The following is a 15466-nucleotide window of genomic DNA, read 5'->3' as shown; positions in this document are numbered from 1 at the left end:
TTATGAAAACACGTTTTATTACTTTCCTTTTGTTGTTCGTCATGAACTTGGGAGCATTTGCACAGTCTCCTTATCAGCCTGCCGAAGAGAATCTGAAAGCACGGCAGGAATTTCAGGACAATAAGTTTGGTATTTTTCTTCATTGGGGGCTATATGCCATGCTCGCTACCGGTGAGTGGACTATGACAAACAATAATCTGAATTATAAAGAGTATGCCAAACTGGCAGGTGGATTTTATCCTTCCAAGTTTAATGCCGATAAATGGGTGGAGGCTATTAAAGCTTCGGGAGCCAAATATATCTGTTTTACTAGCCGTCATCACGAAGGTTTTTCTATGTTCGATACTAAGTATTCGGATTATAACGTAGTCAAAGCCACCCCTTTTAAAAGAGATATTGTGAAAGAACTGGCAGCTGCCTGTGCCAAGCAGGGAATCAAGCTTCATTTTTATTATTCTCATCTTGACTGGGCGCGTGAGGACTATCCCTGGGGACGTACAGGACAGGGGACGGGACGTTCGAACTCGAAAGGGGATTGGAAAAGCTATTATCAATTCATGAATAACCAGTTGACGGAGTTACTGACGAATTATGGTCCGATAGGTGCCATCTGGTTTGACGGATGGTGGGATCAACCTAAATCTTTTAACTGGGAATTACCAGAGCAGTATGCTTTGATTCATAAACTCCAACCGGGCTGCCTGGTGGGTAACAATCATCATCAGACGCCTTTTGATGGAGAAGATATTCAGATTTTCGAACGCGATCTGCCGGGTGAGAATGCTTCGGGACTTTCTGGACAGGAGGTGAGTCGCCTGCCGTTGGAAACTTGCGAAACAATGAATGGTATGTGGGGATATAAGATTACCGACCAGAATTATAAATCTACAAAGACATTGATTCACTATCTGGTGAAGGCAGCCGGTAAGAATGCCAATCTTTTGATGAATATCGGCCCTCAACCTGATGGGGAACTTCCTGCGGTAGCTGTGCAACGCTTGGCAGAGATGGGAGAGTGGATGAAACAATATGGCGAAACGATCTATGGAACACGAAGCGGCATAGTTGCTCCGCATGATTGGGGAGTGACCACACAAAAAGGAAATAAACTCTATGTACATATCCTCGACCTGAAAGATGCAGCTTTGTTCCTGCCATTGACAGGCAAGAAGGTTAAGAAAGCAGTCTTGTTTAAAGATCAGTCTCCGGTTCGTTTCACAAAGACGAAAGCTGGTGTTTTGCTCGAATTCGCTGAGGTTCCGAAAGATATTGACTATGTAGTAGAACTGACAATTGACTAATTTTTAGCTAATTCTTCATAAAAGCAAGGGGAAACTATTCTGACATTGAACGTTTCCCCTTATTTTTGGCAAACAATTTGTTTATAGATATATAGAGTAATAATTAAAATTGAAAAGTATATGATGTCTTATTGGGTATTATTTATAGGAATCGCTGTTGTCAGTTGGTTGGTACAGATGAATTTGCAAAACAAATTCAAGAAGTACTCTAAGATTCCTACAGGAAACGGAATGACAGGACGCGATGTTGCTTTGAAGATGTTGCATGACAATGGAATTTATGATGTGCAGGTTACACATACGCCAGGACGGTTGACCGACCACTACAATCCTACTAACAAAACAGTGAATTTGAGTGAAGGGGTGTATGAAAGTAACAGCATAATGGCGGCTGCCGTAGCGGCCCATGAATGTGGACACGCTGTGCAGCATGCACGTATGTATGCTCCGTTGAAGATGCGTAGTGCGCTGGTTCCGGTTGTGAACTTTGCTTCTTCCATTATGACGTGGGTATTGTTGGGTGGTATCTTGCTGATAAACTCTTTCCCGCAGTTATTGCTGGCAGGTATTATCCTGTTTGCTATGACTACATTGTTCAGCTTTATCACGCTGCCGGTGGAAATCAATGCAAGTAAACGTGCATTGGTATGGTTGAGTTCATCCGGCATTACTAATTCGTACAATCATGCGCAGGCAGAAGACGCTCTTCGTTCAGCTGCTTATACGTATGTAGTTGCTGCATTAGGTTCATTAGCAACATTGGTTTACTACATCATGATCTTCATGGGTAGAAGAGACTAAGAAATGAAAAAGGGAAAAGGCAGTTTTGCCAGCTTCCTTCTATAGAATAAAAAGGGATCCTCCGCAGTCTTTCCAAAGACTATGGAGGATTTTTTATATAGTTTGGAGGACTTGTTTGAGTGTTTCTTTACGATATTAATAGGGGATGGACACAATACGGGTGATTTTTTCAAATATATGTAAGCATTGCTCGGAAATTTGCAGTAAATTTGCGCCATTAAAATTATAAACAGTAATATTATGGCAGCAAAACCAAGTATTCCTAAAGGAACTCGTGACTTTTCGCCGGTAGAAATGGCGAAGCGTAATTATATATTCAATACGATTCGTGACGTATATCATTTGTATGGTTTCCAACAGATAGAGACTCCGTCTATGGAGATGCTTTCTACACTGATGGGAAAGTACGGCGATGAAGGGGATAAACTACTCTTTAAGATTCAAAATTCAGGAGATTACTTTTCCGGGATTACTGACGAAGAATTGTTAAGCCGTAATGCTGTCAAACTGGCAAGCAAATTTTGTGAGAAAGGTTTGCGTTATGACTTGACAGTACCTTTTGCTCGCTACGTCGTGATGCATCGTGATGAGATCACTTTCCCGTTCAAGCGCTATCAGATTCAACCGGTATGGCGTGCTGACCGTCCGCAAAAAGGACGTTATCGCGAATTTTATCAATGTGATGCTGACGTTGTAGGAAGCGATTCATTACTGAACGAAGTGGAATTGATGCAGATTGTCGATACTGTTTTCAGTCGTTTTAATATTCGTGTATGTATTAAGATAAACAACCGTAAGATTCTTTCCGGTATCGCTGAAATTATAGGTGAATCGGATAAAATCGTCGATATTACTGTAGCGATTGATAAACTGGATAAAATAGGTTTGGATAATGTAAATGCCGAACTGAAAGAGAAGGGAATCAGTGATGAGGCTATTGCCAAGTTGCAGCCGATTATTCTCCTTAGCGGTACGAATGCGGAAAAGTTGGCAACATTGAAAAATGTATTATCGGCCAGTGAAGTAGGATTGAAAGGAGTGGAAGAAAGCGAATTTATCCTGAATACATTGGAAACAATGGGCTTGAAGAATGAAATCGAGCTTGACCTGACATTGGCTCGCGGACTGAATTACTATACAGGTGCTATCTTTGAAGTGAAAGCGTTGGATGTGCAGATTGGTAGTATCACAGGTGGTGGTCGCTATGATAATCTGACCGGAGTATTTGGTATGGCAGGAGTGTCGGGAGTGGGTATCTCTTTTGGTGCAGACCGTATCTTCGATGTATTGAACCAACTTGAACTTTATCCGAAAGAAGCTGTGAATGGAACAGAACTTCTATTCATCAACTTCGGTGAAAAGGAAGCTGCATTCTCTATGGGAATTCTGTCGAAAGTGCGTGCTGCCGGTATCCGTGCCGAGATTTTCCCGGATGCAGCCAAGATGAAGAAACAGATGAGTTATGCCAATACAAAGAATATTCCGTTTGTAGCTATTGTCGGCGAGAATGAAATGAACGAAGGCAAAGCCATGTTGAAGAATATGGAGACAGGAGAACAAAATCTTGTTTCGGCAGAAGAACTGATTGCTGTAGTGAAGAAATAAGCAGAGATATTAGAAATTGTTTTTCATGGCTACTTACAGAGTAGAAAAATCAGTATATAATTTTATAACGAACCATTATAAAAATCTAAGTACATGAATAAAATTATAAGTATAATCGCTTTATTGCTCATCCTGCCTATTTTTAAAGTGGAAGCATACGATTTTGTAATTGATGAAATTACATATAATTTCACAAAAGAACATGGTACGGTTGAAGTGTCTGGGCTTCGAGAATTTTTAAATCTCGAACCTGGAGACCGAAATTCAAGTCTGCCTCTTGTGGTGAATATTCCTCCTGTCGTTACTTATAAGGATAATAAATATGACGTTGTTAGCATTGGATATGCTGCATTTCAAGGGTGTAGAAAAGTTACTGAAATAAAAATACCATCGACAGTTCGAGAGATTGGAGAATTTGCTTTTGAAAATTGTTCCAAACTTGAAATTATCAACATACCTGATTCCGTAAAGATGATTGGGCGATGTACTTTTTCTGGTTGTTACGCTCTGAAATCAATATTATTACCTCTGATGCTTAAGAGTATAGGAGTTGAAGCATTTAAAGGTTGTGATTTTAAAGAAATAACTATACCGGAGGGGGTAACCGTAATTGGGGATGAAGCATTTGCTACATGCGAAAGCCTTGAATATGTATCGTTGCCTGATAGCATGGAAACTCTTCATAATGGTTTGTTTAGTGGTTGTGGAAAATTGAAATCAATAAAACTTCCAAGAAATTTGAAAATAATAAGGGACTATTGTTTTGCTGAATGTATTTTATTGGAAAACATGGAATTTCCAAATTCATTGTATTATTTAGGAGATTTTGCGCTATCTAAGACTGGTGTGAAAAATATAATAATTCCAGATTCTTTCACAGAATTAGGGAAATCTGTCTTTTATGGTTGTACCGATTTAGAAAGTATTTCAATACAAAATAATAAGTTGAGGATAGGTGGATCATTATTTTATAATTGTAGCGGTCTAAAGAAAGTTATATATGGGAGTGTCATAGTTCCTGAAAAAACATTTTATGGATGTTCGTCCTTGACCGAGGTGAAGTTATTAGATTCAGTAAAGTTTATTGGAGAAGAAGCGTTTGAATCATGCACATCACTTGTATCAATTGATTTACCGTATTTAGTAGAGGAAATTGGGAAACGAAGTTTTAGAGGATGTACCTCATTAAGTAATATAAATTTTCCTTTGTCTTTAAGGAAAATTGGGGCAAATGCCTTTCAAGGATGTATAAATCTCAAAAAGGTAGAATTGCCTAAAAGGCTGGAACAGTATAGGTACGATTTTGAAGATACTACAAAATTTAAGTGGATTAAATAGTAATTATATATTCGTGAATAAGAGACAATTTCTTAGGGAAAACTGCCATATAGGACGGTGGAGTCTCAATGCGTTCACTATAAAACTATGAGTGTGGAATCAATTCTTAGCATTACAGCTAGCCTTATTGCCATTGGCGGTTTAGTGTATGCAGGTTATCAAAGGTGTAAGAAGAAAAGTCTGTCAACGTTGATGACCGAGCTTGTTGCTAAAAATACATCTGTAAAAGGTCAGCAGGCAATCCTTCAAAAAATCAGCAGAAACCTCTATTTAAGTGGGAAAGGATTGTCAATCGGCTATATCAGGAATTTCTCCGTCAGTGGCAGATCGAAAGAGGTTATATTTCAAGATATATGTTTGAAAAATAACATTGAACCGACTGTGGAACTGTGTAAACGGATGTTGACGTATGACGTTCCCTCATTTCGTGCGAAATGGAATGAACAGCACATTGAAAATATAAATAAACCTGCGCAATCAATGACCCAATTGTTGGTGGAACAACCTATCACGAACGGTAAACGACAGATTGTCTACTTATCTGCATTGTTTCAGGAAAAATATCCTGAAACGTATAAAAGGCTGACGGATATTTTGGATAAGCATAATGTCGGGTATGCTTTACTCAAAGCAACACGCGATATATGGTGTCGTGATTATATGCCGGTACAGACGGCAAGTGGCAAACTTATTCAGTTCAAATATGACCCTTCATATTTGAAGAACAATGAAAAATACGAGGCATCACGTTCTAATGTATGTGAAGTATGTAAAGCAAATGGTATTAAACCGACTTTCTCAGACATCAATCTTGATGGTGGAAATGTCCTTATTTGTGGCAACCGTGCTATCATCTCTGATCGTGTGTTTAGTGAAAATCCTGGTAGAAAAGAGGAAGATTTGAAAGCCGAACTTAGCCGCCTACTTGAAGCCGAGATAATAATTATTCCAGCGCAGAAAGACGATTTCACAGGTCATGCAGATGGTATGGTTCGCTTCGTCAACTGCGATACAATTCTCGGTAATGACCGTGCTGAAGAATTCAAGTATTGGCGCGAGAAGATGGATAAAGTAATCAGCACTTATCACCTACAATATATTGATGTGCCATTTTTTTATGGCTACAAAGATAAAGCACATCCCGAACATGCAATTGGGATATATGTCAATTACCTTGAAGTTGAGAATCTGATTGTAGTTCCCGTGTTCGGTGTTCCCGGAAATAAGGATGCCGAAGCTGTTGTGAAAATCAAAGAAATCTTTCCTGATAAAATAGTTGAAACAATTGACTACAATGAGGTAGCTTTGGAAGGTGGTCTTCTCAATTGCACTACATGGACGTTGAATAGTTTTCAATGATAAAGATGGGTAGGTCGCTTTCGACACCTTAATCCTGATTGAATAATTTTGAGCAGAGAATATCTTCTCGGATTTTGTAATAGTTTACTTATTTCTAAAGAAATAAATGACAAGATCCTGAGTATCTTAATCATTGGTCTACGATATGACACTAGAAGATTATAGTCTCATTTTAATATTTTATTTGATCTAGTATTCCATTGAGGAAAGCAATCGCTACTCCATAATTCGTCATAGGAATGTGTTGCTCCCGAGCACGTTCGATGCGGCTAAGTACGTATTTACGATTGAACATACATGCTCCGCAATGGATTACCAAAGAGTAAGGAGTCAGATCCTGTGGAAAGTCAGTTCCGGCTACCATATCAATTTGCAGATTCTCTCCAATTCGTTTCCGTAACAAACGGGGGAGTTTCACTCTTCCTATATCTTCTGAAAGGGGAGCGTGTGTACAAGCTTCCGCTATTAGTACACGTGACGATTCCGTCAGCCTTTCAATCGCAGTTGCACTTTCTACATAATAGTGAATATCCCCCTTATATCCTGCGAAAAGCACAGAGAAAGAGGTTAGTTCACTTTCCTCTGGCTTCTGTTCATAAATCGTTTTGAAGACCTGTGAATCGGTGATGATTAATTTTGGAAGACGGGCAAGAGCTTGCAGGGTTGCCGGAAACTTGTCAGTAGTACAAGTCACTACGAGACATTTCTTGTCCAACAATTCACGGATAGTCTGCACTTGTGGTAAAATCAGTCTGCCTTTTGGAGCTTGAATATCCTGCGGCATAACCAGAAGTACAAGGTCGTTTTCTGTCACAAGTTCCCCGGTGATACTCTGTTGACCGAAGTCCGAGGGCAGCTTTTCGAGAATGGCTTGCCGGATCTGTTCAATTCCTGTCTTTTCTTTGGCGCTGATAAGTAATGGGCGTATTTTATATTCTTCCTCAATGTATGTGGCTAAGCTATCACTGTTCTCTCGTATATCTATTTTATTCAATACCGGAATGACAGGGATATTCTTCTCTTTCAATAGTGTCAGCATCTCTTTTTCATGAGAAAAGGTAGTATCTCCACATAGCAGCAATGCAATATCTGTTTTCTCAATAGCCTTTAAAGTCCGGCTGATACGCAGCTCTCCAAGTTCTCCCTCATCATCGAACCCCGGAGTATCTATAAACAAACACGGACCAATACCTTGAATTTCCATAGCTTTGGATACAAGGTCGGTAGTCGTTCCCGGAGTATCTGAAACGAGGGCGGTATCCTGTCCTGTCAATGCATTGATAAGAGAAGATTTACCACTGTTCCGTCTACCGAAAAGGGCTATATGAAGTCTGCTTGCATTTGGAGTATCTGTTAAGCTCATAATTACTAATTTATCAATCTGTTAATTCATGTACAGCCAATTGGCACATCGACATATTAGCACATTGGCGTATGATTTAAAATCTAAAATCTCTTTGCCCTGCGGCTATGGCTTTGAGGTTTCGGATAGCTATTTCCCTGATTTTGGGGTTGGGGATTCGGTCTGTTTCTTTTAGAATCAATTTCAATCCTTTCTGACGGGTATCTTCGGAAGCATAATCTTCCAGATACTCTTTCAGAGTCATCAGGGCATTGGGGCCGCAACAGTTGGCTATCTGACCGGATTTCACTAATGACATGAAACGGTCGCCTGTCCGTCCTTCCCGGTAACAGGCAGTACAGAAGCTGGGGATATATCCGAGTTCGAGCAACCAGTTGACCACTTCGTCTAATGTCCGGGTATCGCTTACGTCAAATTGCGCGGAATTATGATCGGGTAATTCCGTTTCAGCATATCCGCCTACACTGGTACGTGAGCCGCCGCTGATTTGTGAGATACCCAATTCGAGTACCTTCTTGCGCGATTCTTGTGATTCACGTGTGGAAATAATCATTCCAGTATAAGGAACGGCAATTCGGATAACAGCTACAATCTTACTGAATATCTCATCGGAAATTGAATTCGGAAAATCTCCGGCATTAATGTCATCCGCCGAACAGATACGCGGCACACTGATTGTATGGGGACCTACACCGAATTTGGCTTCCAGATGTTCGGCATGCATTAACAATCCGATAAAATCATACCGATAAGTATTCAAACCGAAAAGCACACCAATACCTACATCATCGATTCCCCCTTCCATGGCACGGTCCATCGCTTCGGTGTGATAGGCATAATTGCTTTTCGGACCGGTGGGATGAAGTGCTTCGTAGTTGTCCTTGTGATAAGTCTCCTGGAATAAGATATACGTACCGATACCTGCCTCTTTTAATCGACGATAATTTTCTACTGTAGTAGCTGCGATATTTACGTTTACGCGGCGGATAGCTCCGTTTTTATGTTTGATACTGTAAATCGTCTGAATAGATTCCAGAATATATTCTATCGGATTTAGTGACGGATGCTCCCCTGCTTCAAGAGCGAGCCGCTTATGTCCCATGTCCTGCAAAGCAATTACTTCCCGGCGAATTTCCTCCTGCGTCAGTTTCTTGCGTGCAATCGTTTTATTTTTAGCATGATACGGACAATATAGGCAACCATTTACGCAATAGTTCGACAAATAAAGTGGTGCGAACATGACGATACGGTTGCCATAAAACTTCTGTTTGATTTCTTTGGCGAGATGAAAGATACGTTCTATCAGGTCAGGTTGGTTACATTCCAGCAGAATAGCCGCTTCCCGGTGCGTTAGTCCCTTGCACAGAGCAGCCTTTTCAATCAGTTGTTCAATCAGGACACGGTTATCCTTATTGTTCTGCGCATATTCCAGCGTATCCAGAATCTCCTCATGATGGATAAACTCTTCTGCTTTTGATGAATCTTTTTGGTATATCATATATTCTCTGTAGTGTACTTAAAGTCGCCTCTTTCGGTAGAAATCTCGTAGCCGATGGTTTTCAATTGCTTTTGTAAGGCAGCCAGCCCTTCGGCAGATTCCGCTCCGAGTGAAGCTTTGTCATTATATAATTCATATTTTCTCCGTTCCTCTCGAGGAGACAAGTTAGGCATAACCACATTCGCACCTGCTAAAATACCCCGTTCCCTGCCATCAGGAATGAGAGTGGCAAGGGCTGTTGTTGCCGGAATCAATGCGGACGGATGCATCAGGCGGAAAATGGATAATAGAAGAATCGTCTGTTCCGCCGTTCCGCTGGGATATTCGGCAAAAGGTGTATCATGATGGGGCAGGAAAGGCCCGATGCCAATCATTTCCGGGCGTAGCTTTTCTATAAACAATAGATCCTCAATGATATGCTCTACTGTTTGTCCCGGACTGCCGACCATAATTCCGGTTCCTGTCTGATAACCGATCTCTTTCAAATCCGCTAAACATTGCAGGCGTCGTTTGTCGGACATTTCCGCTGGATGCAGTTGCCGGTAATGCAACTCATTATAAGTTTCGTGACGTAACAGATAACGGTTGGCTCCGGCACGGAAGAAACGTTCGTATGCCTCACGTGATTTTTCACCGAGTGACAGCGTAATAGCACAATCCGGATACTCCTGTCTGATACGGGCAACAGTCATTTCTATCTGATCGTTTGTTAGTGCAGGATCTTCTCCTCCTTGTAATACAAAGGTGCGGAATCCCAGTTCATAGCCCTGTTTGCAACAGTTCAGTATACTCTCTCGGCTTAACCGGTAACGTTCGATATTCGGATTCCCTTTTCGGATACCACAGTAATAACAGTTGTTCCGGCAGCAGTTACTGATTTCAATCAGTCCGCGGATATAAATCTTATTTCCGAAGTGGAGGAGTGCGACTTCCTGCGCCTGTTTATTGATGTAACGCAGAATTTCTGCGTCACATCCGGTCAACAGTTGCCGGAACTCTTCCGGTGTCAGTGTTCTTTCCTGTCGTAGTTTATCGATCCATTGTTTCATAGCTCTCTTTCCGTTTGAGCAGCTCTTGTGCCAGTTGGCGACGTCCCGAAACAATGTCGTTATGCGTACTCGGTCCGGTGATACATCCTCCTTCGCATGCCATCACTTCAATAAATTGTCCGGCAGCCTTTCCTGTTTTGGCGCAGGCACGCAGCAGAGCGATATTCTTTTTATTGATGTCCGACACTTGTATCGCATTAATTTTCTCCGCTTCTTCTTTCAAATAAGCTTTGACAGCTCCCATCACACCACCTGCCTGTGCAAATCCGTGTGCTTCGCGAACGGAAGTATGCAATACGGAGAACTCCTGCATTTGTTCCAGCTGAATACCCAACCCGTCGAGAATCGAACCGATTTCTTCGAACGTCAGGATATAATCCACGGCTTCATCGCGGCGTACTTCTTTTCGTTTTGCCACACAAGGACCGACAAATACAATCTTAGCATCCGGATGCTTCTCTTTGGCAATCCGTGCAGCGTAGTACATTGGTGATCCGGTGGTAGAAACATAAGGTTTCATATCCGGAATATGTTTCTCTACCAATTCGATATAAGAAGGACAACAGGAAGTAGTCATAAACTTCTGTCCCTCTTCCAGCTTCTCCAACAATTCGTGGGCTTCATTGCTAGTGGTTGACATGGCACCTTCGGCCACTTCGATCACATCGGTAAATCCAATTTCCTTGAAAGCACCGTACACTTGTCCGATAGAAGTTTTAAACTGTCCCAAAATAGACGGGGCGATGATGGCGACCATCTTTTCCCCTTTACGGATGCGCTGCAATACATCGAATGTTTGCGAGATTTCGAAGATAGCCCCGAACGGACAAGCATTCATGCATTTTCCACAGTAGATACACTTGCTTTCATCAATGTGCTCTATGCCGTGTTCATCTTTGCTGATAGCTTTTACCGGACAAGACTCTTCACAAGGTACGGGAATGTATACAATAGCGTGATAAGGACAACTCTTGTGACAAATACCGCAACTGACACATGTGTCATGGTCAATCATTGCCTGACCGTTTTTCTTGAAACGTATCGCATCTTTAGGGCAGTTCATGTAACAACTACGTGCCACGCATCCGCGACAAAGGTTGGTTATTTCATAATTGATCTGTACACAGGAAGAACAGGCCTCGTCGATGACGCACATGATATTTTCCTTGTCTGGTTCGGGACGACTCAATGCCAATCGTGCATATTCGGAAAGTGGGGTAACTTCGTCGTGTTCGTCTGTCATATCCAGTCCCATCAGGGGAAAAGTCTTGTATCTCCACACTGCGCGTTCTTTATGTACGCAACACCGTCCTAGGGGTTTCGATTTTCGTGGACTCAACTCAATCGGAAGCCGGTCTATCTTTTCCACTAATTCGTCGTTTTTCCAGAGTCTAACAAGGTCTGCCAGCAGTTTATGCCGGACAATCATAATATTATTCGTAAATGCCATATTGTAATAAAGAGGTTGTTAGTTAGTTGGTGCAAAGATACGAACAGAATTTCAATATTTAAGTTTTTTGAAACATTCTTGTAACTTTTTTGTAGCCCTCGCGTGTTATCTTTGTAGTGGACAAAAAATAAGAGGAGGCAGAGTTATGAATAGCAGTATTTTTGAACAGCGCAGTCGTTTTGCCATGATTGGTGCATTGATGGTTATTATCAGCCTGATGTTTTTATTCTACATGGGAAGTTCTTTGGTAAGCTCTACCAAAAAATACTTGGAGCAGATACATGAGATAGAGATCACTTGTATCGACACAGACGAATAAAAACAAGCAACCGAAAGGTAGGATAATCCGGAGGAATTCGTATTTTTGCCGGGAGAAAAACAAATCTTATGGAAGAGAAGAATAAAGCCTGGAAAACGGTAAGTAGCAAATATTTATTTCGCCGTCCGTGGCTGACTGTGCGTTGCGAAGATATGTTACTTCCCAATGGGAACCATATCCCCGAGTATTATATCCTTGAGTATCCCGACTGGGTAAATACCATTGCCATTACCAAAGATGGTCAATTCGTTTTTGTCCGCCAGTACCGTCCGGGAATCGAACGAACTTGTTATGAACTCTGTGCCGGTGTCTGCGAGAAGGAAGATGCTTCGCCGTTGGTGTCCGCCCAGCGTGAATTGTGGGAAGAAACGGGCTACGGAAAAGGAAACTGGCAAGAGTATATGGTGATTTCCGCTAATCCGAGCACTCATACCAATCTGACTTACTGCTTTCTTGCCACAGACGTGGAACTGATAGACCATCAGCATCTGGAAGCTACTGAAGATATCACCGTCCATCTGCTCACATTGGAAGAGGTGAGAAGTCTGCTCGATAAGAACGAAATTATGCAAGCGCTGAATGCTGCTCCATTATGGAAATATATCGCAAATCTGTAATTGTGTTTGGAATTCTGTAGAGAAACAATAACTTTGGAGAAAATTTAAATCATCTTATTATGAAAACAGTTTTATGGAGTATGCTTTGTTTGTTTCTCTCCGGATGGGGAAGTATGCAAGCGGTATTAGCACAGGACTTGAAAGAGATGGAAAAGAACTTGTCCGCCATCAACGAGGAATTGAGTCAAAAGACAAAAGAATATAGTTGGCAGCTTGCAGCTGCTTACGCAGATTATTGTGAAGCAAACAATAAATATATAAGTTGGAATGATTTGCCTTATCTGCAACAGGTTGTCGAATATGAGCGTCCTGCTTCTTTGGAGACTTATCGTCTGGAACATAAAGCCAATAAAGAGGAACTGGATAAGTTTTTAAATACATACAAAGAATATAAAGATCTGGTGAAGAAGCAAAAAGAAGCGGTAACCAAGGAAGAGAAAGATGCTGTATCAACAGCCTTTTCTGCATTCTGGAAAAAGTTGAGAAGTGAAGAGAATGCTTATAAAGATTTGTACTATGCCGAACGAAAGGCTGTCTGCAAATATAGATCGGAAGCTTTGCGATATGCGATTGCCTATTATAAAGAAAAGAAGCAGGAGATTCCGACTTCTTATATAAAATATACTGAACGGTCTTATTTATTGCAGAAAGGTTCTGCCTTGGAGTTATTACAAAAAGAAATAAGTGCATTGGAAAGTGTACAGAGAGAGATAATTCAGAATATAACGAGGGCAAAGTATGGGTTGAGTGAAACCGGAGAAAATAAAAGAGAGAAGATATTTGATTGATAAGAGATCATCTGGGATAAAGAAATCCCTTTTTATAATTGGAGGTCTGGACTGAAGAGTTCGGACCTCTTTGTTTTCTCTCTCAAGTACATATAGGTAAGTTTTTTTTCATCCTATGCCAACTTCTTTTGCATAGGGAGAAAACTTGTTTAGAGTATAAGATAAACTATAACCACAAGTTCTGATTATATAACTGAAACTTTTGATTACATAACTGGAAGTTGCAGTTTTATAACCGGAACTTGCGGTTATAGTTTGAGATAAGGGAAAAGCAACTTTTCCCAAGGAAGAAAGTAAGTTTCCTCCTTATAGAGAATAAGTTTTCTAACCATATTCCATAAGATAGATAATAAGAATCAGGGAATGGCGATGCTGATTTGTTCAACGGTTATTCCAATACAAAAATAATAGTTTCATTTACGGGGGCCCAGTCATAGATAAACTTGGCATGGGAAGTTGCATTCCGCACGCACATGTGTGAGCGTGGAGTAGTTCCCAACGACGGACTATATTCTATCTGCGTCTTGCGGGGAGCATTGACCGGTACTCCGTGAATATAGGCCCCGTCCGTGAAACGACTCGCATAAGGAGCATAACCTCCCGTTTCTTTCGAGCCGTCTTTTAGAAATACCATTTTTACTTTCTTTTCCTGTAAAACAAACATTCCTAAAGGAGTTTCCTGTGCATACGGGGGCAGATGACGTCCCGTAGTGGAAGGATTCATACTGCGAACCACCCATTGCCCTTTTCCGCTACGTTCAAGAGAAGCGATATTCTGATTGTGGCGGTCTACGAAAACAGCTTTGTTAAAAACAATCGTATCTCCGATTACTTTGACATATTTTTTAGGAATCATCCACTCATCTCCGGTAAACATAGGCTCTGCTTTTATGAATTTCTCTCCATCTTCGATAAAACGGGTTAATTCCCCATCCTGTCCGTAACGTTCGGGTACTAATGTGTCAGTCAATAGATAAAGCGGAACGGATTGGTAACGTTCTATGCCAAGAGTATCTGCCACCCGTCCGTAAGCGTTTCTTTTGAAACTTCTCACAAGTGGTGCTTCTCCATTTCTGTTTTTGTAATTCTGGAGAATGGCCCAGGTGGAAGGCTGCAACTGTATATTTTCGAGTAATGCCAGCCGTTCTTTGATTTTATCCCACTGAAACTGCCGGGTAGTGTCTTTATAAGGATAGGTATCTTCCAATGTGTATTGGTCATACAATAAATCTTTGGAGATTTCTATCTGCTCTGCCGTGAGTTTTTTATTAACAGGTTTAACCTCGGGTTGAACTATTGTATCCTGTGACAGCGAGTCTGTTTGTTGTTCGTGTACAGGAGAAATCTCTCCTGTACGCGAAGTGCAGGAGTAGAAGACGCAAGAGGCGATGATGAGGCCGGATGCTATTCCATTCATATTATTTATACAGTGCATTTGATGGTTCGTTTACGAATATACGTCATTATAAGGAATAATCCTTTTGTTTTGTTTAAAAAGTAGGTGACAAATATACTTTTTTGCCATACAATGCAAGTTGTCAGTCATTTTGTCAGTCTATTTCTGACAAAGAATCATTTATTTACTTTGGCACGCTTTTCGCAATAACTTTAGCGTTCCGCCTGAAAAATGGCGGGTAACATCTACTATTAAATGTATAACTAAAATATAACAAGTAACTATGAACATTAAACCATTAGCAGACAGAGTGCTTATCCTCCCTGCACCTGCAGAAGAAAAAACAATTGGTGGTATCATTATCCCTGATACAGCAAAAGAAAAACCTTTGAAGGGTGAAGTTGTGGCAATAGGTCACGGTACGAAAGACGAAGAAATGGTATTGAAAGTAGGCGATACAGTTCTTTATGGTAAATATGCCGGAACAGAACTTGACGTTGAAGGTACTAAATATCTGATTATGCGTCAGAGCGATGTTCTCGCTGTTTTGGGTTAATTAATAATAGTAAATAGTAAATCTTT

14 protein-coding genes are annotated in these 15466 nt (G+C 41.0%); 9 read left to right on the top strand and 5 right to left on the bottom strand.

The features are described 5' to 3' along the window. The first annotated feature begins 2 nt into the window (after positions 1-2). The 5 genes from Bovatus_RS09270 to Bovatus_RS09250 all read left to right on the top strand — a co-directional run bounded on the left by Bovatus_RS09270 (position 3) and on the right by Bovatus_RS09250 (position 6404). A complete protein-coding gene (locus Bovatus_RS09270) occupies positions 3-1301 on the top strand; it encodes an alpha-L-fucosidase (RefSeq protein ID WP_004301091.1) in 1299 nt (432 codons plus the stop codon). A gap of 120 nt (positions 1302-1421) precedes the next feature. Further along, positions 1422-2102, top strand: a complete 681-nt coding sequence (locus Bovatus_RS09265; RefSeq protein ID WP_004301089.1) for a zinc metallopeptidase — start codon at positions 1422-1424, stop codon at positions 2100-2102. Between the two features lie 240 nt (positions 2103-2342). Beyond that, positions 2343-3707 carry a histidine--tRNA ligase gene (hisS, locus tag Bovatus_RS09260; protein WP_004301086.1) on the top strand — a complete coding sequence of 455 codons (1365 nt, stop codon included), beginning with the start codon at positions 2343-2345 and terminating at the stop codon, positions 3705-3707. A 93-nt stretch (positions 3708-3800) separates the two neighbouring features. Further along, entirely contained in the window at positions 3801-5045 is a 1245-nt protein-coding gene (locus Bovatus_RS09255; RefSeq protein ID WP_004301083.1) for a leucine-rich repeat domain-containing protein, read from the top strand. Between the two features lie 87 nt (positions 5046-5132). Continuing rightward, a complete protein-coding gene (locus Bovatus_RS09250) occupies positions 5133-6404 on the top strand; it encodes an agmatine deiminase family protein (protein ID WP_004301081.1) in 1272 nt (423 codons plus the stop codon). A 172-nt stretch (positions 6405-6576) separates the two neighbouring features. On the opposite strand, the gene hydF is transcribed toward Bovatus_RS09250, so the two are convergent. The 4 genes from hydF to Bovatus_RS09230 all read right to left on the bottom strand — a co-directional run bounded on the left by hydF (position 6577) and on the right by Bovatus_RS09230 (position 11764). Next, complete coding sequence (gene hydF, locus Bovatus_RS09245; RefSeq protein ID WP_004301079.1) at positions 6577-7767, bottom strand: [FeFe] hydrogenase H-cluster maturation GTPase HydF; 1191 nt, start codon at positions 7765-7767, stop codon at positions 6577-6579. A 76-nt stretch (positions 7768-7843) separates the two neighbouring features. Further along, positions 7844-9265 (bottom strand): [FeFe] hydrogenase H-cluster radical SAM maturase HydG, encoded by a 1422-nt coding sequence (hydG, locus tag Bovatus_RS09240; protein ID WP_004301076.1) that lies wholly within the window; start codon positions 9263-9265, stop codon positions 7844-7846. Then, a complete protein-coding gene (gene hydE, locus Bovatus_RS09235; protein WP_004301074.1) occupies positions 9262-10314 on the bottom strand; it encodes a [FeFe] hydrogenase H-cluster radical SAM maturase HydE in 1053 nt (350 codons plus the stop codon). The genes hydG and hydE overlap by 4 nt, the downstream gene beginning before the upstream one ends. Next, positions 10295-11764 carry a 4Fe-4S dicluster domain-containing protein gene (locus Bovatus_RS09230; RefSeq protein WP_004301073.1) on the bottom strand — a complete coding sequence of 490 codons (1470 nt, stop codon included), beginning with the start codon at positions 11762-11764 and terminating at the stop codon, positions 10295-10297. Before Bovatus_RS09230 ends, hydE begins: the two co-directional genes overlap by 20 nt. Before the next feature lie 145 nt (positions 11765-11909). On the opposite strand from Bovatus_RS09230, the gene Bovatus_RS25480 reads away from it, so the two are divergent. The 3 genes from Bovatus_RS25480 (at position 11910) to Bovatus_RS09220 (ending at position 13488) form a co-directional block, all read left to right on the top strand. After that, positions 11910-12083, top strand: a complete 174-nt coding sequence (locus Bovatus_RS25480; RefSeq protein WP_004301069.1) for a hypothetical protein — start codon at positions 11910-11912, stop codon at positions 12081-12083. Between the two features lie 68 nt (positions 12084-12151). Continuing rightward, entirely contained in the window at positions 12152-12700 is a 549-nt protein-coding gene (locus tag Bovatus_RS09225; protein ID WP_004301068.1) for an NUDIX hydrolase, read from the top strand. Between the two features lie 59 nt (positions 12701-12759). Then, positions 12760-13488 (top strand): DUF5039 family protein, encoded by a 729-nt coding sequence (locus Bovatus_RS09220; protein ID WP_004301066.1) that lies wholly within the window; start codon positions 12760-12762, stop codon positions 13486-13488. A gap of 388 nt (positions 13489-13876) precedes the next feature. On the opposite strand, the gene Bovatus_RS09215 is transcribed toward Bovatus_RS09220, so the two are convergent. Then, entirely contained in the window at positions 13877-14923 is a 1047-nt protein-coding gene (locus tag Bovatus_RS09215; RefSeq protein ID WP_004307170.1) for a L,D-transpeptidase, read from the bottom strand. Between the two features lie 244 nt (positions 14924-15167). Between Bovatus_RS09215 and Bovatus_RS09210 the strand changes: the two genes are divergently transcribed. Continuing rightward, entirely contained in the window at positions 15168-15440 is a 273-nt protein-coding gene (locus Bovatus_RS09210; RefSeq protein ID WP_004301062.1) for a co-chaperone GroES, read from the top strand. The last annotated feature ends 26 nt before the right edge of the window (positions 15441-15466 follow it).

Source organism: Bacteroides ovatus, from assembly GCF_001314995.1.
GTDB lineage: Bacteria > Bacteroidota > Bacteroidia > Bacteroidales > Bacteroidaceae > Bacteroides > Bacteroides ovatus.
Note: the sequence above shows the minus strand (reverse complement) of the source record. Positions and strands in the feature narration are given on the sequence as shown.